This is a genomic window from Nocardioides litoris, assembly GCF_006346315.1.
GTDB lineage: Bacteria > Actinomycetota > Actinomycetes > Propionibacteriales > Nocardioidaceae > Nocardioides > Nocardioides litoris.
On the sequence record NZ_VDMR01000002.1, the window covers coordinates 162609 to 183953 of the forward strand.

The window sequence follows — 21345 nt, forward strand, 5'->3', positions numbered from 1 at the left end:
GGGCCGGGCCGGTCGCGCCGACCGGGGGCTCGCTGCGGACCCGACCGCCTCAGACCACGCGTCGGCCCCCGAGCACGGCGAGCAGCTGGAGCCTGCCGTGGCTCTCCGAGCCGGGGGCGGCGGTGTAGACCATGAGCCGGTGCGACTGGTGCGGGTCGAGCAGGGTCTGGCAGTCCAGCTCGAGGCGCCCGACCTCGGGGTGGTCGTAGCGCTTGACGACGTCGGCCTCGCCGCCGACCTCGTGCGCTGCCCACAGCGCGGCGAACTCCTCGCTGCGGGTGAGCAGGTCGTCGGCGAGCCCCGCGGCGGGCGACCCCGGACCGCGCTGCGCGACGAGGGCACGCAGGCCGGCGGCGTACAGGCGGGAGAGGTGGTCGTGGTCCTCGGCGGCGTGGATCGCGCGGGACGCGGGATCAGCGAACCAGCGGTAGCCGCGGCTCCGCATCGGCCCGGTGTGGGCGCGCAGGTCACCGACCAGGGCCACGCTGAGGTCGGTCTGGCGCAGGGTCTCGCCGAGCTCGGTGACGATCTCAGCGGCGGTGTCGTCGGCCAGACGGTCGAAGATGCGCAGCAGGCCCGGGCTGACGTGCTCGCTGGCCACCCCACGCGGCGGCGGCTCGTGGCCGACCAGGCGGAAGAGGTGGTCGCGCTCGGCGAGGCTCAGGTGCAGGCCCTGGGCGATCGCGGCCGCCATCTGCCGCGACGGCTGCGGGCCGCGCTCGCGCTCGAGCCGGGCGTAGTAGTCGGTGGACATGTGGCACAGCACCGCGACCTCCTCGCGGCGCAGGCCCGTCGTGCGCCGCCGCTGCCCACGCGGGAGGCCGACGTCCTCGGGCTGCAGGGCCTCGCGCCGTCGGCGCAGGAAGTCGGCGAGGGCGGGACGGTCGGTCGGCACGCCCCGATCCTTCCGCGGACCGGCGACCGGAGCCACGGACCGTCGATCCCCCTCGGAGAGGGGGGACCGGCAGGCCCTGGGTCGGTCCGCCGGATCCGGCGATCGTCGAGGCAGACCCGATCGACGAGACCACCCAGGAGCACCCCATGGCCCGCTTGACCCCCGACCTCGACCTCCCCGACCTGACCGGACGCCGCGTGCTGCTCACCGGTGGCAGCGACGGCATCGGCCTCGTCGTCGCCACCCGGCTCGCCGCGGCCGGCGCCGACCTCGTCCTGCCCGTGCGCGACCAGGCCAAGGGCCGGGCCGCAGCCGGCACCATCACCGCCGCGCACCCCGACGCGACCGTCACCCTGGCCGCGCTCGACCTCGCGTCGCTGGACTCGGTCGCCGCGCTGGGCGAGGACCTGCGGCGCGACGGCCGCCCGGTCCACCTGCTCATCGGCAACGCCGGCGTCATGACGCCGCCCGAGCGGCGTACGACGATCGACGGCCTCGAGCTGCAGCTCGGCACCAACCACGTCGGCCACGTCGCGCTCGTGGCGCACCTGCTCCCGCTGCTGCGTGCCGGGCGGGCGCGGGTGACCGTGCAGTCCAGCATCGCGGCGGCCCGCGGCCGGACGACGTGGGACGACCTCGGCGCCGAGCGCCGCTACGACGCGATGGGGGCCTACCGGCGCTCCAAGGTGCTCCTGGGGCTGTTCGCGCTCGAGCTCGACCGCGTGAGCCGGGACCGCGGCCGGGGCGTGTCCGCCAACGTCGCCCACCCCGGCGTCGCCCCGACCAGCCTGCTCGCCGCCCGGCCCGAGCTCGGCCGGCCCGACGACACCCGCGAGGTGCGGCTCATCCGCGCCCTCTCCGCCCGCGGGATCCTGGTCGGCACGCCCCGGAGCGCCGCGCTGCCCGCCCTCCTCGCAGCCACCGCGCCCGACGCCGGCGGTCGGCTGTACGGCCCGCGCGGGCTCGGCCACGTCGGAGGGGCACCGGCCGAGCAGCGGCTGTGGCGCTCGCTGCGGAGCACCGACGACGCCCGCCGGGCCTGGCGGGTCTCGGCCGAGCTGGCGGGCGCGACGTTCCCCGGCGAGCGGGTCGAGGCCCTGGGCTGACGTCCTGGCCGGTCCCGGGCCCGGTGGACGCGGCCGGGGCCGGCCGTCCACGTGGACGACCGGCCCCGGCTGCTGGGTGCTGCTGGTGGGTCAGCGGCGGACCACCCGCACCGAGCGCGTGACGGACCGACGGTCGACGTACCGGTCGCCGGGGTAGGTCACGACGACCCGGGTGCGGCCGTCGTCGGCCCGCGGACGGACGGCGACCCGGACGGTGGCCCGCCCCTGGCGCAGCGCCTTGGTCACGGCGCGGCCGCCGGCGAGGCGGACCCGGACCGTGCCGGTGGGCACGACACCGGTGGCTGCCGCCTGGACCCGGACGACGAGCACCTTCCCTGCGCGGACCTGGTCGCGCAGCCGCACGACGAGGCGGGCCCGCGCCTTGCGGACGTCGACACGGGCAGCGCCGCTGGAGGGGGCGCTGGTGGTGGTGCCGAGGTAGCGCACCGTGACCGTGGTGCGACCCGGGGCCAGCGAGCGCGCGGGCAGCACGAGGGTGGCGCGACCGCGGGCGTCGACCGCGGCGCGGACCTCGCGACCACCGACGGTGGCGGCGACGGTGCCGCCGGTGGCGCCGGCGACGCGCACCGGCAGCGACCCGGCCTGGCCGTAGACGACCGACGCGGGACCGGCCGAGACGGTGGTCGGCTGGGGCTCGGCCGGCTCGGTCGGGTCCTCGCCGGCGGGGGCGAAGGTCCAGGTCTCGACGTCGAACAGCTCGCCCTCGTCGGTGGCCTCCGGGTCGCCGGCGTAGCGGAAGAAGAGGTCCTGCACGCCGGTGAGCGCCCCGGCGGGCAGCTCGGCGGTGAGGTCGGTCCACGTCGTGCCGTCGCCGGCGGGCACCGCGAGGGTGCCGACGACTCTGTCGGTGGAGGCGGGGTCGGGCGAGGTGCTCATGGTGATGGTGCCGCCGGCCTCGGGGCGGACGCGGGCGGTGATGCTGGCGGCACCGTCGGTGCCGAGGTCGACGCCGGCCAGGGAGGTCCAGTCGTCGTCGTGGACGCTGGTGAGGATCGGCGTCGGGGTCTGGCCCTCGAACGTCGACGTGCCGGCGTACCCCTGCCGGGTGCCCGCCTGCCAGGCGATGGTCTCCGCGGAGACCGGGGCGGCGTACGGGTCGAGCGTGGCCAGCTGGCCCGGGCCGGCGTACGTGCCGACGACCTCCTGGACGCTGCCGTCGGCGTTGAGGGTGACGGGCTCGATGTGGGCGTTGCGGAAGCCGGCGGCGTTGGCCGGGCCCTGGATCGCCGCGTCGAGCGTGGGCGCGTGGTAGGTCAGGTACCAGTCGTCACCGAAGCTGAAGAAGGCGTGGTGGTTGTTGCCGCCGGTGCCCTGGCCGAAGAACCGCTGCTGGTTGGGGAACACCAGGCGGGGCGCCGACCACGGCCCCATCGGGTCCTGGGACTGCATGACCACGATGTCGCCGCGGCCGAGGCCGGGGACGTTGTGGGAGAAGTTCGTGCAGTAGGTGTAGTAGTAGGTGTCGCCGACCTTGTGGATGCCGGAGTCCTCGAAGATGCCGGGGGCGTTGATGAGCGTGGCCTCGCCCTCGACGCTGGTCATGTCGTCACCGAGCTTGATGACGCGGGCGGTGTCGGGGTCGTCGGCGCCACCGCCGGTGGTGGGCACGCCGCCACCGAAGTACAGGTAGGCCTGGCCGTCGTCGTCGACGAGCACGGCCGGGTCGAAGAGCCACACGACGTCGGTGGCGTCGGGATCCGAGTTCCCGCGCACGCCGGGGGTGTCGAAGCCGACGAGCGAGCGGTCGAGCGGCGAGGTGAAGGGGCCGGTGGGCGACTCGCCCTGGAGCACCCAGATGCCGCCGGCGCTGTTGGCGAAGTAGAGGAAGAACTCCTCCTCGCCATCCCCGTCGACGTCGCGCGACGCCGCGGCGGGGGCCCACGAGTTGCCCGGCGCGCCGGTGGCGTCGCGGGCGATGCCCTCGACCCCGGCGGCGTTGATCGAGCCGTGGTTGGTCCAGTTCACCATGTCGGCGCTGGACCACACGTTGACCTGGTTGATCGAGCCGTAGTTGTTGGCCTCACCCGTGGCCAGGTGCTCGGGCCACTCCTGGGTGTCGTTGGTCGTGTAGACGTAGACCCGCCCGTCGACCTCCATCGCCCACGGGTCGGCCCCGAAGTTCTGGGTGACCAGCGGGTTGCCACGACGCGAGGCGGCGTCGGTGCCCGGGGTCTTGGCGAACGCCCCGAAGCTGCCCGGCGCGGTGTTGTCGTTGCGCTCGAGCTGGTCGACCACCGGCTCGGGCTCCGGGTCGGTGCCGTCGCCCTCGGCGGTCTTGACGAAGCTGACGTCGTCGACCAGGAACGACGTGGGGTAGGCGCCGGTCGGCAGGTTGTAGGTGTTCTCGATGTAGAACTGGTAGCCGCTGAGGTCGCGCCCGGCCGGCACCACGACCTCGCCGGAGACCTCGGTCCACTCGCCCTTCGGGACCGACCGGCTGAGCAGGACGACGTACTGCTCGCCGCCGACGTTGCTGCCGTAGTCGACGGTGCCGTTGAAGGTGACCGGGCTGCTCGAGGCCGGGTCGGTGTACTTGACCTTGAACGAGACGTCGTACGTCGCCCCCGACTCGACCGCGAGCCGCTGCTGCGGTCCGGTGACCGAGGAGGTGCGGCCGGTGACCGCGAGCGCGGCGTCGCCGCTCACCTTGTCCTCGGTGGTGCGGGCCAGGGCCTGGCCGCCGCCGCGGCCGACCCAGGGGGTGACCGCGGTGGCCTCGAACCCGCCGTTGACGACGAGGTCCTCCCCCACCTCGGCGGCCTGGGCCGCGGGTGGGCTGCTGATCGAGACGGCGAGTGCCGCTCCCGTGGCCAGGGCCGCGAGCGCGGCCACCAGCCTGGTGCTCCTGGGTCGCATGGGGTGTCCGTTCGTCGTGGTGGGTACGCCGACGCCGGCCCGGCACGCGCCCGGGGCGCGCGCCGACGTCGACCCGGCCGGTGCGGCGGGGTCGCGGGTGGACGGGACCGAGAAGCGTGCGCGTGTGACGAGCGCCACCCAATTGTTAGCGCTCACAACAAGGGCCGTCAAGGGTCTCGGCCCGGACGACCCGCGCGCACCCCGACCCCGTCCGCCCCGGTGGCGCCGCTCAGGTGGTCGGGACGGTGCCGCCGTCGATGACGTACTCGGCGCCGACGACGGCCGAGGCCCGGTCGGAGACGAGGAAGGCGACCAGGTCGGCGACCTCCTCGGGCTGGGCGAAGCGACCCAGCGGCACCCCGCCGAGAGCGTCGAGCAGCCCCCGCTCGGCCTCGTCGCGGGTGGTCCCGCCGCCGTCGGCCAGCAGGGCCAGGAAGTCGCCGTACGTCTCGGTCGCGATGCCGCCGGGGCTGACGGCGTTGACCCGGACACCGGCCGGCGCGAGCTGGTTGGCCAGGCCCTTGCTGTAGGTGCGCAGGGCGGCCTTGGCCGCGGCGTACGGCAGCGTGGCGTCGTGCAGCGGCAGCTGCCGCTGGATCGAGGTCACGTGCACCACGGCCCCGGACCCGGCCGCGACCATCGCCGGGACCAGGGCCCGGTCCAGGCGCACCGCCCCGAGCAGGTTGAGGTCGAGCTCGCGCGCCCAGTGCTCGTCGGTGGCGGCCTCGAACCCGCCCGCCGGGGTCGTCGACCCGCCGACCACGTGCACGAGGACGTCGAGCGGCCCGCCCTCGGCGACCCGGCGGACCACCTCCGCGGCGCCCGCGGCGGTGGCGGTGTCGGCCGCGACGAAGCGGTCGGGCCGGTCGTACCCGTCGGGCACCGTGCGGGCCGTGGCCCAGACGTCGGCGCCCAGCTCGCGCAACCGGGCCACCACGGCCCGGCCCGTGCCCTTCGACCCGCCGGTGACCAGCGCCCGGCGTCCGTCGAGGCGGTCACGGTCAGCGGCGGTCACGCCGTGATCTCCAGCCGGCGGACCACGCCCTCGACCAGGGTGAAGAGCATCCGCAGGTCGACCTCGCCGCCGGGGAAGGTGCCGGACAGGTGGGTGCCGACCTCCCAGGTGTCGTCCGCGGGACGGGCCACGGTCAGGAGGGTCGTGGTGACGTCGTACAGCTCGGCGGACTCCTCGAAGACGGTGAGGGTCGCGGCGCGGCCCTCGAGGGTCTCGCCGTTGTCGACGACGACCACGTCGTCGGGCAGGTGGGTGACGGCGGTGGCGAAGTCCTGCTCCACGTGGGCGCGGAGGTAGTCCTGCACCACCGCGGGGAGGGCGCTCCAGGTGAACGGCTGCGCGGTCGGGGGCGAGGTGGCGGGGGTGGGCGTGGTCATGACGGATCCTCTCGGGGTGGGTGGGGGCGCGCCGGCGGCGCGCGCCGGAAGCGCGCCGGTGGCGCTGCGGCGGGGCGCGACCGGAGCCGGTCCGCCGCACGACGGGGCCGGCCCGGGACGGGCCCCGGGCGAGCGGGGCGGCGTCCGCCCCACCTGTCGAACGTAGCACAACTACTGTCATGCAGGACAGTAAACTGTCGTCGGGACCAGCACCGGCGGCTAGGGTCTCGTCCGTGGACAGCGACGAGACCGCCCCGCGGCCGCGGGCCCGCGTCGGCTCCGACTTCCCCTACCGCTCCGAGCTGCTCTCCCACCTCAGCGCCCTCATCCTGCTCTGGGAGACCCCCGCCGTGCAGGGACAGATCCTGGCCCGGAGCGGGGAGACGCTCGACCAGCCGGCGCACCAGGCCCTGCGCCACCTGCTGGCCTGGGGCTCCATGCGGCCCACCGTCCTGGCCGAGGTCCTCGGCACCGGCGCCTCGCACGTCAGCAAGATCGTCCGGCGCCTCGAGGCCGACGGGCTCGTCCGTCGTACGCCGGACCCGTCGGACCGCCGCGCCACCCTCATCGCCCTCACCGAGGAGGGCGAGGAGGCCGCCCGCGGCGTCTACGCCCTCGGCGACCGGATGATCACCGAGGTCCTGCAGAAGTGGTCGGCCGCCGACGTCGACCGCTACACCCGGCTCACGGCCCGCTTCGTCGAGGACGCCATCGCCGCGTCCGAGCGCATGGTCGAGCGCGGCCTGCTCCCACCCGGCTGAGACCGCCCGCGCCGGCGCGCACCGGGTCCGCCGACCGGGCCTCGACGCCGTCGAGCTCGGCGGGGACGAAGCGCAGGAGCTCCGAGACGAGGTCGACGCGGTCGTGCGCCTGCCCCGGCGGGACCATGTCGACGGCAGCGGGACCGGCTGGGGCGGGTCGAGGAGGGCCCCGCCCCAGGTCAGCCAGGCGGGGGCGGCGGGACGGAACCACGCAGGTGCGCGACCAGGACGTCCGCGGGCAGGTCGCGCGCGACGACGGCGCGCGCGACCTCGGTGAGCCGGCGACCGTGGTCGCGGGCGTAGCGACGCAGCGCGTCGAACGCGTCCTCCATCGACAACCCACCCGCGTGGGCCATCACCCCCTTGGCCTGCTCGAGGGCGATGCGGCTGGTCAGGGCGTGCTGGAGCTGGCTGTTGAGCAGGTCGCGGTCGGTCGCGATGCGGTCGTTGACGATGACCACGCTCGCGACGTGCACCAGGGCCTGGGCCAGGGCGAGGTCGTCGTCGGTGAGTCCGCTCGGGTCGTTGCCGAAGAGACCCAGCGTGCCGAGCGCGGTGTCGCGCAGCCGCATCGGCAGCGCGTGCACGGACCCGTAGCCGGCCTCGACCGCGGCCTGGACGAACCGCGGCCACCGCTCGTGGTCGCGCTGGAGGTCGAGCGAGACCACGGCCTCGCGACGGTGGAAGCAGTCCAGGCACGGGCCCTCGTCACGCTGCAGCTGCAGCACCTCGAGGTCGCGCACCCGCTCCGACGAGGCCGCCGCCAGGTGCAGGACCCCGCCGGCGTCGGCGAGGAGCAGGCCCGCCGACGCGACATCGAGCAGCCGGGCGCAGTTCATCGTCAGCCGCGTCAGCATCTCGACGACGTCGTAGTCGTCGACGAGCTCGTTGGCGACCTCCACGAACGCGGCGACGACCTCACGCTCCCGGGACTCGGTCATGGTGGTCCACCTTCCTCGGTCGGCGGTCGGTCGCGCTCCAGCACGAGCTCCCGAGCGATGATCGCCCACGCCACCGAGCTCGCCGTCTGCCCGGTGGCGATGGCGTGCGCCCGCAGGCGGGCGACGGCCTCGTCGGGGCCCACCCCGAGCTGCGAGACCAGGATGCCCGTCGCCTGGTAGATCTCGATCCGGTCCATCCCGGCCGCGCCCGCCCACGTGTCCCCCAGGGTCGAGGCGTCCTCGTCGGGGTTGAGGGCGCCCTGGACCGCGAGGAGCTCCAGGACGGTGACCGCGGCCAGCTCCGCGGCGACCAGGGCCCCGGCCAGCTGGACTCCCTGCAGCGGACCGGGCTCGGCGCGGAAGAGGTCGAGCGCGCCCACGCAGACCGAGGACACCGAGATCGGCAGGGCGAAGACCCCGCGCACGCCGTCCTCGAGCAGGGCGCCGGCGAGGGCCGGCCAGCGCCGCTCGTGCGGCGAGTCGAGGTCGGGCGCGAGCACCGGACGGCGGGAGGCCACCGCGTCGAGGCAGGGGCCCTCGCCGTAGGTGTACTGGTACTCGTCGAGGCGCCGACTGTCGGCCCCGCTCGACCCGAACGTGCCGCGCGACTCGCCGTCGAAGACCATCGAGACCGCTGCTCCGTCGACCCCGAGCAGGCCGGCGCACGCCACGCACAGCCCGTTGGCGGCGTCCAGCCCGGGCTCGGCGTCTTCCACCGCGAGGACGAACTGGGCGCGCATCACCTCGAAAGATGCCGCCATGGCCCTGCTCCTCAGCGCGTTCAGGCCCTGGTCGGGGGCCCGGGTCGGGGGCCCGGAGCTGGAGCCGCAGGGGTGGGGCGCCCGGCCACCCTAGCGGACACGCCGCCGGCACCGCACCGGCGCGGCCGACCGTGGCACGTCGGGCGCAGGAGGCGTACGGTGCTGCTTCTCGTGAGTTGCCCCGGACCCCGGTAGCGCGCGGCAGGTGTGCCGTGGGTCCTCGTCCGAGGGTCACCCGCCGCATCCGCCGTGTCCGACATGAGGTCCAACACGCAGCCAGCGGCAGGAATCCCCCATGACCCTCCAGCACGGCATGACCCGCTTCCCCGACCTCCCCTCGGCGCCGACCGGACCGCCGCGTCCCCTCCCGGCCGTACGGGGCCACAGGTGCTCGATCGGGCTGTGCACCGGCTCCGACCTGGTCCCGCTGCAGGGGCTGCGTCATGGCGTCTAGGCCGCTCGTCGCCGTGCCCTGGGGCGACCGGGCCCCCGTCCGTCACCCGCGCGCCGTGCCCTCGCTGCGGTGGCCGGGGCCGCGCGCCGTGGGGCCGCCGCCGCAGCTCGTCTGCACGCCGCGGGCCCTCACCTTGCTGGTCCCCCTCGCCCAGGTCGACCGACCTGCGCGGGCGGCCGCGACCGACTGGCTGGTCCACCACGGCGTCCGGCCCGACACGGTCGCCGTCGGTCTCGACGTCGAGCGCGACCCGTTCCTGGCCCGCGTGACCTGGGTGGCGCAGGACGGCGAGGGGTGCCGTCGTCGCCGGTGGGTCTACGCCCCCGCCTCCCCGGGTCGGTGGCCCGCGGCGTTCCCCGGCCTGCTCCTCGCCGCGGGCGGATCGACGGGCGGGCCGCGGTGACGGCCGCGCCCGGCCCGGGGCGGGTTCCCGACGACCGCGACGAACGCGACCACCGCGACGACAAGATCGCCCAGCTGCGTCCGTGCACTCCCGCTGAAGAACCGCACAGAAGTCGCGCTGCGGGCTGTCGTCCTGACGATGGCCCGCAGCGCCGATCCACCGTGCGCCCGGACGCTGGGGCCAGTCAGTCCGGAAACTCGTCGCTGCGCGCAGTTCAGTGACGACCGCCCGCCGATCGGCCGTCTTCACCTCGAACCACACTCGGTCGGTCAGGGAGACGACCCGCTCACCGCCGCCAGCATCGCGCTGCTCCGGCACCACCTGCGCGTAGGCCACGACCGGATCCTTGATCAGGTCGAGCGGCTGGCCCAGATCGGGCGGGGCGACGCCGAGATTGCCAATGCAGCGCTTGGTGGGGCGAACGCTGATCGGTTCCGAGGCCAGGCGGTGGAGGTCAAAGGCAGGGTCCGGCCGGGCGGACCAAGAGCAGGGCTTGCTGCGGAAGTCCGCCGAGGTCGTCGAGCTCCTCGGCGCTCAGGCCAGTCATCATCGAGACAGCAGCAGCGTCAGTGCCGTTGAGCTGGCCGAGCGCAGCCTTGATGCCGGCGTTGATCTCGTCGCGGTGGGCGTCGATGTACTCGCGAACGGCGGCGTCAACGATGTCCTTCGTGGAGCGGGACATGAAGTGAGCTGCGTGCGAGACGAGCTCGTCGGTCGCAGCGTCGACCTTGATGGGCTCAGTGGCGGTAGCCATGACGGTTTCTCCTCCAGGCCGGGTGCGGACCAGGCACGGACATCACCGCCAGACACTCCCTTCGAACTGCGCAAACGGGAACGATCAGTAGTACCAGGGGTACGGCGACCAGTCGGGCTCGCGCTTCTCCAGGAACTGGTCGCGCCCCTCGGCCGCCTCGTCGGTCATGTAGGCCAGCCGGGTCGTCTCGCCGGCGAACAGCTGCTGGCCGACGAGCCCGTCGTCGATGAGGTTGAAGGAGTACTTGAGCATCCGCTGCGCGGTCGGGCTCTTGCCGTTGACCAGCCGCCCCCACTCGAGCGCGGTCGCCTCGAGCTCGGCGTGCGGGACGGCGCGGTTGACGGTGCCCATGCGGACGCCGTCCTCGGCGGAGTACTCCTGGCCGAGGAAGAAGATCTCGCGGGCGACCTTCTGGCCCACCTGCCGGGCGAGGTACGCCGAGCCGAACCCGCCGTCGAAGGACCCGACGTCGGCGTCGGTCTGCTTGAAGCGCGCCTCCTCGGCCGAGGCGAGGGTCAGGTCGCACACGACGTGCAGGGAGTGGCCGCCGCCGGCGGTCCAGCCGGGGACGACGCAGATGACGACCTTGGGCATGAAGCGGATCAACCGCTGGCACTCGAGGATGTGCAGACGGCCGAGCCGGGCGGCGTCGATGGGGTTCGGCGGGGCACCGGCGTCGTCGTGCCCGGGCGTCTCGTACTGGTAGCCGGCGCGGCCGCGGATGCGCTGGTCGCCGCCGGTGCAGAACGCCCACTTGCCGTTCTTGGCGCTCGGGCCGTTGCCGGTGAGGACGACGCAGCCGACGTCGGCGGTGGTGCGGGCGTGCTCGAGGGTGCGCAGCAGCTCGTCGACGGTGTGCGGGCGGAACGCGTTGAGCACGTCGGGCCGGTCGAAGGCGATCCGCACCGTGCCGTGCGCCCTGGCCCGGTGGTAGGTGAGGTCGGTGAGGTCCTCGAACCCGGGGACGACGTCCCAGGCCTCGGCGTCGAACGTCTCGGACACACCCTCGATGGCGCTCATGGCCGCGAGGCTAGTGGGCGGGGCGGCGGGCGCGGCCGCGGGGCGTCGACGCTCGCCCCGCCCGCACCCCTGCCACCGCTGGGTGTGGAACACCGCCCGGCCGGGTGCTGTTGTGGGCCACATGACTCTCGAAGGCGAGTACGAGCCCAGCCCCACCCAGTGGGTCCGCGAGCAGGTCGAGGCCTACGAGGCCTCCGGTGGCCGCGAGGCCAACACCCTGCCCGACCACCCCGAGTGGCCGATCGTCGTCATCACCTCCCGCGGCGCCCAGTCGGGCAAGCTGCGCAAGAACCCGGTGATGAAGGTCGAGAAGGACGGCGTGTACGCCGCCGTGGCCAGCAAGGGCGGCGCCCCCGAGCACCCGACCTGGTACCACAACTTCCTCGCCCACCCCGAGGTCGACCTGCAGGACGGCGACACCCCGCACACCTACCGCGCCCGCGTCGCCGAGGGCGCGGAGCGCGCGGAGTGGTGGGAGCGCGCGGTGGCGGCGTACCCGCCCTACGCGGAGTACCAGGACAACACCGACCGCGAGATCCCGGTGTTCCTGCTCGAGCGCGTCTGAGGACCGTCCCGGTCGGGTCGGTCAGCCGCGGTGGATCGAGGCCGCGAGGCCGGCGAGGTGGCCGAGGCGGGCGACCTCGGAGTCGAGGAACTCGGGGCCGCCGCGGCGGGCGACGATGACGACCTCGTTGCCGTCGATGCGGGCGCCGGCGTACAGGGTCTCGCCACCGGAGCCGTCGTCGACCTCGAGGCGGGTGGCGCGCTCGATCTCCACGAACTCCAGGTCGGCGGGGGCGGCGCCGGTGGCGTGCCGGACGCCCTTGCCGCGGTGGACCCGGGCCGCCCAGTCGACGCGGAAGGTGCCGGGCAGCACCTCGACGAGCCGGTCGAGGGCCTGCGCGGGTTCGGCGGTCACCTCCTCGACGGCCTCGAGGTCGAGGACCAGCCCGCCACTGACGTAGCGGCTGATCCACACGACCCGGACGCCGTCGAGGGCGTGGCAGGCCGAGACGATCGAGTCGGGCATGACGCCGGGGGCGACGTCGAGCATCACGTCGTCGAGGGCGGTGCCGTCGTGGCGCTTCTCGACGATCTCGATGGCCTCGATGTCGCCGCCGGCCTCACCGATCGCGCTCGCCAGCCGTCCCAGCGAGCCGGGGACGTCGGGCAGCTCGACGCGCAGGAGGAAGGGCACCGGGCGACCCTAACCGGCGCTCGTTTCGCCGCCGTTGCGTGCGTCCGCGTGCCGGGAGCCGGCCTCGGCGGCCTCGGCCCCGCTGGTGGCGCCCCGGATGCGTTCGGCCAGGCCGGTGGCCCGCTGCGCGCGCTGCAGCACCGCGGCCCGGACCGCCGCCTCGGTGCCGACCACCCGCACGTGGGAGCGGGCCCGGGTGACCGCGGTGTAGAACAGCTCGCGGGTGAGCAGCCGGGAGGTGTCGTCGGGCAGCAGCACCGTCACCCGGGTGGCCTGGCTGCCCTGGCTCTTGTGGATGGTCATCGCGTGCATGGTCTCGACGGCGTCGAGGCGGCCCGGCGCGTGGTCGCGCAGCCGGCCCGAGCCCGCCACGAAGGCTCGCAGCCGTCCGTCGGGCATCGCGACCGCGGCGCCCGTCTCGCCGTTGTAGACCTCGAGGGCGTAGTCGTTGCTGGTCACGAGGACCGGTCGCCCGACGTACCACTCGCCGTGGACGGGGTGGCCGGCGTCGGTGAGCCACTGCTCGACCTGGCGGTTCCACCGGCGCACGCCGTAGGGGCCCTCGCGGTGGGCGCACAGCAGTCGCTGCCGGTCGAGGGCAGCCACCGCGGCCTCGGCGTCACCCGCCGCGGCGGCCTCGCGGACCGCGACGGCGGCCGCCAGGGCGTCCTCGCGCAGCACCTCGACGGGGTCGTCGGTCTCGACCAGCTCGACCTCGTCGCTGGGGCGGCGCAGCACTGCCAGCACCTCGTCGGGGTCACCGCCGCGGAGGGCCTGGGCCAGCTCCTGGATGTCGAGCTCGGAGCGGTGGTTGCGCTCCAGCGAGGCCACGGGCGAGGCGGGGTGGCCCTCGAAGCCGCGGACGACGTCGCCGAGCACCGCGCCGGCGCCCACCGAGGTCAGCTGCTGCGGGTCGCCGACGAGGAGCAGCCGGGCCTCGGGCCGGACGGCCTCCAGCAGCCGCGCCATCATCGTCAGCTCGACCATCGAGCACTCGTCGACCACGACGAGGTCGTGCTTGAGCCGGTTGCCGCGGTCGTGGCGGAAGCGGGTGCTGTTGTCGGGCCGCCAGCCGAGGAGCCGGTGCAGGGTCAGCGACTCGGGCGTGCCGACGCGCTCGCGGTCGGCCGGGTCGAGGCCCGCGAGCTCGGTCGCCACGGCCTCGGCGAGGCGGGTGGCGGCCTTGCCGGTGGGCGCGGCCAGCACGACGGAGAGCCGCTCGTCGCGGGCGGCGGCCTGGTCGGCCAGCAGCACCAGCACCCGGGCGACCGTGGTCGTCTTGCCGGTGCCGGGTCCGCCGGTGAGCACGGTCGTGCGCCGCCGCACGGCCTGGACGGCGGCCGCCTCCTGCTCCTCGCTGAAGTGCTCCCCGCGCACCCGGCCGAGCGCGGCGGCGAGCGCGGCCTCGTCGACCTCGGGCGCCGGAGCCTCGACCCGCTCGACGAGGTCGTCGCAGACATGGCGCTCGAGGCGGTGGTAGCGGTCGAGGTAGACGAGGTCGCCCTCGAGCCGGACCACGCCCGCCGCGACGAGCGGGGAGGCGGCGACCGCGGCGCGCCAGGCGGCGGGGTCGGGCCACGGGAGGGGGTCGTCGGCCTCCCCCGGGCCCGCGGTGAGGCCCGCGATCGTGGCGAGGTCGACGCACACCGAGCCCGACCGCACGGCCCGCACGGCCAGCGCCACGGCCAGGAGCACCCTCTCGTCGGGCTCGTCACCGAGGTGACCGAGGCGGGTCGCGACGTGGACGTCAGCCGCCTCGAGCACCCCGGCGGCGTTGAGCGGGGCCAGCGCGCCGGTCGCCCCGGCGGCGAGGCGCCGGTCGTGGGCCGCCCAGGGCTCGGGCTGCAGCTGGGCGATCGGGGTCGCGGTCACCGGGCACCTCCGTCGAGCAGGTCGGACACGGCCTCGAGCAGGGCCACGGGCGGCCGCCACACGAACACCCCGCACGGGCCGCCGTCGACCGTCGGCGTCGTCGGGCCGCACAGGCCGCGCAGGTAGAGGTAGAGCACACCGCCGAGGTGGCGCTCGGGGTCGTAGCCGGGCTGGCGCCAGCGCAGGAAGCGGTGCAGCACGACGGCGTACAGCAGGGCCTGCAGGGGGTAGTCGGACCCGCTCATCGCCGCGTCGAGCGCGGCGGGGCGGTAGGAGTGGGAGGTGAGCGGCTCGTCGCGCGGACCGAGCCAGTTGGTCTTGTAGTCGACGATGACGTACGACGGCTCGCCGGTCGCCCCGGGCCCGTCGTCGCGCACCCGGAGCACGACGTCGACCGACCCGGTGAGATAGCCCCGGAGGGCCTGGCCGCCGAGGGCGGGCACGTCGAGGGCGTCGGCGTAGCCGCGGACGGGGTCGTCGGCCGGGAGGTGGGCGCGCAGCAGCGGGGCGAGGTCGCCGAGGAGCGGGGCGGGGTCGTCGTCGCGGGCGAGGTCGCCGCCGGCGAGGGGCAGCTCGAAGTCGAGCTCGCGCAGCCGGTCGCGCAGCGGGAGCCGGCGCAGGCTCCGGCCACCGAGGGTCGGGCCGAGCGGGGTGTCGCAGACCGCGACGAGGGCGTCGACGAGCTCGTCGCGGTCGAGGTCGACGGGCCAGCGCTGCAGCTGCTCGGCCACGTGCCCGGCGAGCTCGGCCCGCAGGTCGGGTGCGTCGGGGTCGGCGTGCTCGAGCACGCCGTGGACGAGGGAGCCGAAGGTCGCCCCGACCGGGAGGCCGGCCATGGGCGAGGGGACGGGGTCGGCGGTCCCGGCGTCCTGGCCGGCGGCAGGGAGCGGCACGACCTCGACGCCCTCGTCGTCCTTGGGCACCACCTCGGGCTCGCTGCCCACCGCCGGCGGCGCAGCCGCCTCGACGTGGCTGAGGGCGGAGTAGGACGTGCGGCGCCACGTGGTGTCGACCTCGCGCCCGAGCCGCCGCGCGGACAGCGGGCCGGGGTCGTCGAGCTCGGGGTCGGGACCGGGCTCGGCGTGCAGGGCCGGCTCGGGCACGGGCCCACCGCGGTCGCGCCAGGCTGCGAGCCAGGCCACCACGTCGTCGTCGGCGGGCACGGGCGGCTGCGCCGGCACCACCGTCTCGGCCTCGGGCCGGGCGAGGAGGCGGTGGAGCGGGGAGGCGACGGCGTTCTTGGTGGGAGCCCACCAGCACACCACCTGCGACTGGGCGCGGGTGATGGCGACGTAGAGCAGCCGCAGCCACTCGCCGGCCTCCTCGTCGGTCCAGCGCTGCACGTGGTCGCCCCACGCGGGACCGCCGCCCCCGACGTCGAGGCACCGCCGGCCGTCGGCGTCGTGGAAGAGCGGGCGGGTCGGCTTGGGGACGTGCCGGTCGGCGAGGGCGGGGAGGTAGACGACGGGGTACTGCAGGCCCTTGCTGGCGTGGATCGTCACCAGCTGCACCGCCGCGGCGTCGGAGTCGAGGCGCCGGGTGCGCTCGGCGGTGCGCCCGGCCCGGCCCTCGGTGACCTGGCTGCGCAGCCAGGCCAGCAGCGCCGCCGTGCCCAGGCCCTCGGTCTGGGCGACCTCGTGCAGGGCCTCGCCGATGTGGCGCAGGTCGGTCAGCAGCCGTTCGCCGCCGACCAGGCCGAGCACCCGGGCCGGCAGGCCGCCGGCCGAGGCGGCCTCCAGCACCGCGGCCACGCCCCGCCGGGAGACGACGTCGACCCAGCGCCGCAGCCGCTCGGCGACCTCGTCGGTGAGCTCGTCGCCGCCGGCGTCGAGCTCGGCCGCCGTGAGGCCCACGAAGCAGGTGAGGGCCGCGGCACGCACGCGGGCGCTGCGGTGGGGCTGCTCGAGCGCCTCGAGCAGCGTGAGCCACTCGACCGCGGCCGGGGTGGCGAACACGCTGCCGCCACCGGCGATGACGGCCGGCACCCCGAGCTCGTGCAGCGCCTGCTGGGACGCGGCGAGGTCGGCGTGGCGGTAGCAGATGACCGCGACGTGGCGCGGCTCGAGCCGCTCGCCGCAGAAGGTGGCGCCCGAGGCGAGCAGGCGGCGTACGTCGAGGGCGAGGTCGCGGGCCACGTGGGGCCGGACCTCGCCGACCGGCAGGGGGGTGCGGGGACCGCGCCCGAAGGTGTCGCGACGCACGACCCGCAGCCGCAGCGGCGCCGAGGACGGGGCGCCCGCCAGCCGGCTGCCCTCGTGGCCGTGCTCGGCCACGACGGGCCGGACCACGATGCGCTCGTCGCCGAGCTCGGCGTCGACGAGCAGGCGCTGGAAGGCCTCGAGGAGCCCGTCGTCGCTGCGCCAGTTGACGGCCAGGGTCTGGCGGCTGCCGGCGGTGGCGGCGGCCTGGAGGTAGGTGACGACGTCGCCGCCGCGGAAGGCGTAGATGGCCTGCTTGGGGTCGCCGATGAGCACCATCGTCGCCACGCCGCTGAAGGCGCGGTCGAGCACCTGCCACTGCACCGGGTCGGTGTCCTGGAACTCGTCGACCAGGACGATCGACCACCGCTCGCGCATCCGGGTGCGGGCCGGGGAGTCCTCGGGCTCGAGCGCGTGGGCCAGCTGCTCGAGCAGGTCGTCGTAGGACAGGATGCCGAGGCGCCGCTTGCGGAGGTCGACCTCGGTGCGGACCGCTTCGGCGAAGGCGACGCGGCGGCCGTGGGACGTCGTCCGCTCGGCGCCGGCGGGCTCGAGGCGGGCCTGCGGGTCACCGACCGCGGCCCGGGCGATGGCCACGGCCTCGTCGTGGCTGAAGGCCGGCGCCCCGTCGCCGAACGCGAAGGCGCGCAGGTAGAGGTCGTCGACGACCTCGCGGACCAGGTCGTCGAGGTCCTCGACGAGCCGGGCCCGGGCGTCGGTGTCGCCGGCGACGCCGAGCGACCCGAGGACCAGCGAGCAGAACTGGTGGGTCGTGGCGATGGTGGCGGCGTCGAACCCGGCCAGGGCCTCGACGACCCGCCGGCGCCGGGCGGCCCGCTCGGCCGCGTCGCAGTCGAGGAGGAGGGTCAGCAGCGCCGACCCGTCGGCGGTGGTGTCGGGCTCACCGGCCAGGAGGCGCTCGGCCTCGACCAGCTGGGCTCGCACCCGCTCGCGGAGCTCCTGGCTGGCCGCGCGCCCGAACGTCACCACCAGCATGTCGTCGAGGCGGGCGACGCCCTCGGCGACGTAGCGGGTGACGAGGGCGCCGATGGTCCAGGTCTTGCCGGTGCCGGCGCTGGCCTCGAGCAGGGTGGTGCCGACGCCCGGCAGGGGCGCGGTGATGTCGAACGGGACCAGCTCGTCGTGCATCAGGCTCATGCCGCACCTCCGGGGCCGGCTGCACCACACGGAGGACGTCGTGGGGCGGTCACAGCGGTGCCACCTTCTCCGCGCCGGAGAGCAGCGGCTCCCACACCTGCCAGGCGTAGGTCGGCAGTCCGGCCTCGACCAGTGCCTCGACGGGGACCCGGTCACCGAAGGCGCGTCGGTGGTGGGCGTCGGCGTCCTCGGCCTCGATGCCCCAGGCGTTGTAGGGGTCGGTGGTCCACTCGCGGCGGGCCAGCTCGAGCGGCGAGACGTCCTCGCCCTGCAGCTCGCGGCGGTGCCCCTCGGCCCACGCGGCCGCGGTGGCGACGGGCAGGGGCAGGGGCTCGCACAGGCCGCGGTCGCGCAGCTCGACGAGCGTGCGCAGCCACGCGGTCGCGCGGTGGTCCAGGGGGCCGGCGAGCGCGCGGCGGGGGCCGGCCTTCTCGCGGCCCACGGCGTGGGAGGTCCAGCTGGTGTCGGGGTCGGAGGCGCTCAGCGCCAGCAGGTCGACCCACGCGGCCAGGCGCTGCTTGGGCTTCAGCCGGGAGTAGCCGAGGGAGACCAGGCGGCTGCCGTGGACGCCGGAGACGGTGCCGGTGAGGCGGCGACCGCCGCCGAGGTCCACGTCGACGTCGACCGAGCGCGCGGCGCCGGTGCGCAGGTCGGCCGTGCGGGTGAACAGCTTCTGGCACTCCTCGGTGACCGTGGCCAGCGCCCCGGAGCCGAGGCTCCCGGGCGGCAGGGTGCCGCGCAGCTGCTCGGCGGTCATCACCGCGGCGGGGTCCTGACCCGCGAGCACCTCGCGCAGCAGCCGGTCGCCGACCGCCCAGGACGACAGGGCGTCGAGGTCGACCGGGATGGCATCGGCCAGCTCGTCGGGCGCGAAGGGCACGGTCACGTCGAGGCGCTGGCGCACGAAGGCGCGGACCGGGTGGACCAGGAAGGCCCGCAGGTCGGCCAGCGACACGTCGGCGGCCGGTGCCGGCGGGAGCGGGGCGGCGAGCAGGCCCCCGGGCGGGCGGCGCTCGGTGACCAGCGCCCGGGCTCCGGCGACGGCGGCGAGGTCGAAGCTGAACGGGCGGTCGGGACCACCGGCGAGCTCGCCGGCGACGAAGTTGCGCGCGTCGTGCGGCTGCAGCGGGTGGCGGACGAGCACCCGGTCGCGGACTGGCTCGGCCAGCGTGCGGTCGGCGGCGTCGAGGACCTCGCCCAGGGGCACCGCCGGCGGGCGCTCGGCGCCGGACTGCTCGTGGGCGCCGGTGTAGGTGATGACGACGCGCTCGGTCGCGGCGAGCAGGGCGTCGAGCAGGAGCTGGCGGTCCTCGCTGCGCACGTCGCGCTCGCCGGTCAGGGGACGTCGGGCCAGGACGTCGTCGCCGTCGGGCACGACCTGCCGCGGGAAGACGCCGTCGTCGAGGCCGACCAGGCACACGACCCGGTGGGGCACCGAGCGCATCGGGACCATCGTGCAGACCGTCAGCGTGCCCGTGCGGAAGCTGGCCCGGGTGGGCCGGCCGCCCAGCCGGGAGGCCAGCATCGCCCGCACGTCGGCCAGCCGCAGCGGCACCCGGGGGGTGCCGTCGCCCGCCGCCCGGGCCAGCTCGCGGTCGAGCTGGGGCACCTGCCAGGCGTCGTCGGGGCCGACGTCGGTCAGCCCGCGCACGCCCTCGCCGAGCGCGCGGGTCCAGGCCTCGACGTCGACGGCCTCGTCGAGCGCGGCCAGGCAGCGGGCGACCCGGTCGACCATCTCGGCCAGCCGCCCGGCCAGGTCGACGTCGGAGCTGCCGACATCGTCGAGGGGCAGGCCCCGGCCGAGGTGGCGGTGGTCGTCGCCGCTGAGCGCGACGCCGAGCAGGATGCGGTCGAGGCCGGCCCGCCAGGTGTTGTGCTCGAAGCGCTGCATGGCGAACCGCTCGCGCTGCCGGACGTCGAGGCCCCACCGGACCCCGGACTCGCGGACCCAGCCGGTGGCCCGCTCGAGGTCGTCGTCGCCGAACCCGAAGCGCCGGCGCACCGCCGGCGTGCCGGCCAGGTCGAGCAGATCGGCCGCGGTGACCCGGCCGCCGGCCAGCTCGACCAGCGTCGCGGCCACGGCGAGCAGCGGGTTGGTGCTGGTCAGCGACCGGTCGGCCAGCCGCACCCGGAGGGTGTGGGCGGGGTGGCCGCCGGTGGGGGCCTGGCCGGGTCGACCGGGACCGGTGGGTGCGGCATCGGCCACCACGTCGGCCAGTCCGAACCCGGCCGAGACCAAGGGGGCGAACGTCTCGATGTCGGGGACCATGACGAGGATGTCGCGCGGCTCCAGCGTGGGGTCGTCGTCGAGCAGCCCGACCAGCACCTCGCGCAGCACGTCGACCTGGCGCGCGTCGCCGTGGCAGGCGTGCACCTGGAGGCTGCGGTCGCCGGCCGCCACGGGCCGGGCCGCACGCTCGTCGGCCGTCGGGGCGTGGTTGGCCCGCAGGTCGTGCTGCAGCCACCCCAGCAGCCCGGTCGGGGCCACCGACGGCGTCGGCACGACCTCGTCGACCAGGGGGACGGCGAGGGTGCGGCGCAGCTCGCGGGCGTCGCGGCCCAGGGAGGCCAGGAGCGGGTGGCCGACGTGGTCGCCGGAGCGGTCGTCGACGCGCGGCACCGGCCCGGTCTCCCCGGCCGCGGTGAGGGCGTCCCAGAGCGCGGGGGAGGGCTGGGGCAGCCACAGGTGGACGTCGCGGGAGGACCCGAGCGCCCCGAGCAGCTCGACCTCGGAGACCGAGAGGCGTGTGTGGCCGAACAGCGACAGCCGTCCGGGCAGGTCGAGGGCCTCGCCGCCGGCGCGGAGCAGGTCGAGGGCGCGGGCGTGCCGGGCGTCGGGCGCCTCGCCCCCGACCCGGTCGACCACACGGCGCCACAGCTCGGGCTGCCAGGCCAGGTCGAGGGCGAGCGGCCCTCCGGCCCCGTCGGTGTCACGGCCGGCGCCCCAGTCGGCGACCAGCTGCGGGCGCTGGACGGCGTAGCCCGCGAGCAGGCCGGCCAGCCGCCGGGCGACGGACCAGCGGCGGTCGCGGCGCAGGTCGGCCAGCTCGCCGCTCAGCCCGTGGCCCAGGTGGCGCGCGAGGGCGGCGCACCAGGCCTCGTCGAGGGAGGCGTCGACCACCTCCAGCAGCGGCCAGACCAGCCGGTCGGGCGCCCACGGGTCGTCGCGCTCACGGTCGAGGAGGAGCGCCACCAGCGATCCGGGCGCGAGGAACCGCACGCCCGCGCAGACCCCGTCGCCGCCACGCGGCCCGACGCCCAGCCGGTGGGACAGGCGCTGGGTCAGCCACCGCTCGACCCCCTTGGCCGGCACCACCACGACCTCCTCGGCGAACGGGTCGTCGAGCGGACGCAGGAGCAGCTCGCCGAGGGCGTCGGCGAGCTGGTCGGTGCGCGGCGCGCGGTGCAGGTGGAGGGCCATCGCAGCAGACCCTAGGCGGGACCTCCGACAGTGCGGGGGCGCCGGTCCGGGGCCGGGGCGCGGTGGTGGCGCGTGGTCTCGAGACGGGACTCCGTCCCTCCTCGACCACCGTGGGTCGGGACCGCACCACGGCT

At 75.8% G+C, this 21345-nt stretch carries 17 protein-coding genes; 5 read left to right on the top strand and 12 right to left on the bottom strand.

What is annotated here, in order from left to right; translation table 11 throughout:
* Positions 1–49: 49 nt before the first annotated feature.
* The gene (locus FJQ57_RS08905) at positions 50–895 is read right to left on the bottom strand and encodes a helix-turn-helix transcriptional regulator (protein ID WP_139979417.1); all 846 of its coding nucleotides are present in this window, start codon (positions 893–895) and stop codon (positions 50–52) included.
* A 146-nt stretch (positions 896–1041) separates the two neighbouring features.
* On the opposite strand from FJQ57_RS08905, the gene FJQ57_RS08910 reads away from it, so the two are divergent.
* Positions 1042–2001, top strand: coding sequence for an SDR family oxidoreductase (locus FJQ57_RS08910; RefSeq protein ID WP_139979419.1), 960 nt, complete (start codon positions 1042–1044; stop codon positions 1999–2001).
* A 90-nt stretch (positions 2002–2091) separates the two neighbouring features.
* On the opposite strand, the gene FJQ57_RS08915 is transcribed toward FJQ57_RS08910, so the two are convergent.
* The 3 genes from FJQ57_RS08915 to FJQ57_RS08925 form a co-directional block, all read right to left on the bottom strand.
* Positions 2092–4854 carry a family 43 glycosylhydrolase gene (locus FJQ57_RS08915; protein WP_170219343.1) on the bottom strand — a complete coding sequence of 921 codons (2763 nt, stop codon included), beginning with the start codon at positions 4852–4854 and terminating at the stop codon, positions 2092–2094.
* A 253-nt stretch (positions 4855–5107) separates the two neighbouring features.
* Positions 5108–5893, bottom strand: coding sequence for an SDR family oxidoreductase (locus FJQ57_RS08920; RefSeq protein ID WP_139979423.1), 786 nt, complete (start codon positions 5891–5893; stop codon positions 5108–5110).
* Positions 5890–6270: a nuclear transport factor 2 family protein gene (locus tag FJQ57_RS08925; protein ID WP_170219344.1), complete on the bottom strand. Its 381-nt coding sequence runs from the start codon at positions 6268–6270 to the stop codon at positions 5890–5892. The genes FJQ57_RS08920 and FJQ57_RS08925 overlap by 4 nt, the downstream gene beginning before the upstream one ends.
* 233 nt (positions 6271–6503) lie before the next feature.
* Here FJQ57_RS08925 and FJQ57_RS08930 point away from each other — a divergent pair, with 233 nt between their 5' ends.
* On the top strand, positions 6504–7031 hold the full coding sequence (locus FJQ57_RS08930) for a MarR family winged helix-turn-helix transcriptional regulator (RefSeq protein WP_211348831.1): 528 nt from the start codon (positions 6504–6506) through the stop codon (positions 7029–7031).
* Between the two features lie 179 nt (positions 7032–7210).
* Here FJQ57_RS08930 and FJQ57_RS08935 read toward each other — a convergent pair whose 3' ends face one another.
* Together FJQ57_RS08935 and FJQ57_RS08940 are read right to left on the bottom strand one after the other, a co-directional pair.
* Positions 7211–7972 carry a GAF and ANTAR domain-containing protein gene (locus FJQ57_RS08935; protein WP_139979429.1) on the bottom strand — a complete coding sequence of 254 codons (762 nt, stop codon included), beginning with the start codon at positions 7970–7972 and terminating at the stop codon, positions 7211–7213.
* Complete coding sequence (locus FJQ57_RS08940; protein WP_211348832.1) at positions 7969–8733, bottom strand: GAF and ANTAR domain-containing protein; 765 nt, start codon at positions 8731–8733, stop codon at positions 7969–7971. The genes FJQ57_RS08935 and FJQ57_RS08940 overlap by 4 nt, the downstream gene beginning before the upstream one ends.
* Before the next feature lie 295 nt (positions 8734–9028).
* On the opposite strand from FJQ57_RS08940, the gene FJQ57_RS22390 reads away from it, so the two are divergent.
* Positions 9029–9187, top strand: a complete 159-nt coding sequence (locus tag FJQ57_RS22390; protein WP_170219345.1) for a hypothetical protein — start codon at positions 9029–9031, stop codon at positions 9185–9187.
* On the top strand, positions 9177–9590 hold the full coding sequence (locus FJQ57_RS08945; protein WP_139979431.1) for a hypothetical protein: 414 nt from the start codon (positions 9177–9179) through the stop codon (positions 9588–9590). Before FJQ57_RS22390 ends, FJQ57_RS08945 begins: the two co-directional genes overlap by 11 nt.
* Positions 9591–10044: 454 nt before the next feature.
* Here the strand turns inward: FJQ57_RS08945 and FJQ57_RS08955 are convergent, their stop codons facing one another.
* The gene (locus FJQ57_RS08955) at positions 10045–10344 is read right to left on the bottom strand and encodes a hypothetical protein (RefSeq protein ID WP_139979433.1); all 300 of its coding nucleotides are present in this window, start codon (positions 10342–10344) and stop codon (positions 10045–10047) included.
* Between the two features lie 84 nt (positions 10345–10428).
* The gene (locus tag FJQ57_RS08960; protein WP_139979435.1) at positions 10429–11364 is read right to left on the bottom strand and encodes a 1,4-dihydroxy-2-naphthoyl-CoA synthase; all 936 of its coding nucleotides are present in this window, start codon (positions 11362–11364) and stop codon (positions 10429–10431) included.
* Between the two features lie 121 nt (positions 11365–11485).
* Here FJQ57_RS08960 and FJQ57_RS08965 point away from each other — a divergent pair, with 121 nt between their 5' ends.
* Positions 11486–11929, top strand: coding sequence for a nitroreductase family deazaflavin-dependent oxidoreductase (locus FJQ57_RS08965; RefSeq protein ID WP_139979437.1), 444 nt, complete (start codon positions 11486–11488; stop codon positions 11927–11929).
* 21 nt (positions 11930–11950) lie between these two features.
* Here the strand turns inward: FJQ57_RS08965 and FJQ57_RS08970 are convergent, their stop codons facing one another.
* The 4 genes from FJQ57_RS08970 to recC are packed head-to-tail and all read right to left on the bottom strand — an operon-like array spanning position 11951 to position 21211.
* Complete coding sequence (locus FJQ57_RS08970; RefSeq protein WP_139979439.1) at positions 11951–12562, bottom strand: ACT domain-containing protein; 612 nt, start codon at positions 12560–12562, stop codon at positions 11951–11953.
* Positions 12563–12571: 9 nt separating this feature from the next.
* The gene (gene recD, locus FJQ57_RS08975) at positions 12572–14434 is read right to left on the bottom strand and encodes an exodeoxyribonuclease V subunit alpha (RefSeq protein ID WP_246081702.1); all 1863 of its coding nucleotides are present in this window, start codon (positions 14432–14434) and stop codon (positions 12572–12574) included.
* Positions 14431–17790, bottom strand: a complete 3360-nt coding sequence (locus FJQ57_RS08980; protein ID WP_139979441.1) for a UvrD-helicase domain-containing protein — start codon at positions 17788–17790, stop codon at positions 14431–14433. The genes recD and FJQ57_RS08980 overlap by 4 nt, the downstream gene beginning before the upstream one ends.
* A gap of 49 nt (positions 17791–17839) precedes the next feature.
* Positions 17840–21211, bottom strand: coding sequence for an exodeoxyribonuclease V subunit gamma (gene recC, locus FJQ57_RS08985; RefSeq protein WP_139979443.1), 3372 nt, complete (start codon positions 21209–21211; stop codon positions 17840–17842).
* Between the last annotated feature and the right edge of the window lie 134 nt (positions 21212–21345).

Excerpts from the sequence above, each read along its gene's own strand:
- FJQ57_RS08980 (WP_139979441.1), bottom strand. The coding sequence starts at position 17,790 with ATGAGCCTGATGCACGACGAGCTGGTCCCGTTCGACATCACCGCGCCC.
- FJQ57_RS08960 (WP_139979435.1), bottom strand. The coding sequence starts at position 11,364 with ATGAGCGCCATCGAGGGTGTGTCCGAGACGTTCGACGCCGAGGCCTGG.
- FJQ57_RS08910 (WP_139979419.1), top strand. The coding sequence starts at position 1,042 with ATGGCCCGCTTGACCCCCGACCTCGACCTCCCCGACCTGACCGGACGC.
- FJQ57_RS08955 (WP_139979433.1), bottom strand. The coding sequence starts at position 10,344 with ATGGCTACCGCCACTGAGCCCATCAAGGTCGACGCTGCGACCGACGAG.
- FJQ57_RS08945 (WP_139979431.1), top strand. The coding sequence starts at position 9,177 with ATGGCGTCTAGGCCGCTCGTCGCCGTGCCCTGGGGCGACCGGGCCCCC.
- FJQ57_RS22390 (WP_170219345.1), top strand. The coding sequence starts at position 9,029 with ATGACCCTCCAGCACGGCATGACCCGCTTCCCCGACCTCCCCTCGGCG.
- recC (WP_139979443.1), bottom strand. The coding sequence starts at position 21,211 with ATGGCCCTCCACCTGCACCGCGCGCCGCGCACCGACCAGCTCGCCGAC.
- FJQ57_RS08965 (WP_139979437.1), top strand. The coding sequence starts at position 11,486 with ATGACTCTCGAAGGCGAGTACGAGCCCAGCCCCACCCAGTGGGTCCGC.
- FJQ57_RS08925 (WP_170219344.1), bottom strand. The coding sequence starts at position 6,270 with ATGACCACGCCCACCCCCGCCACCTCGCCCCCGACCGCGCAGCCGTTC.
- FJQ57_RS08935 (WP_139979429.1), bottom strand. The coding sequence starts at position 7,972 with ATGACCGAGTCCCGGGAGCGTGAGGTCGTCGCCGCGTTCGTGGAGGTC.
- FJQ57_RS08940 (WP_211348832.1), bottom strand. The coding sequence starts at position 8,733 with ATGGCGGCATCTTTCGAGGTGATGCGCGCCCAGTTCGTCCTCGCGGTG.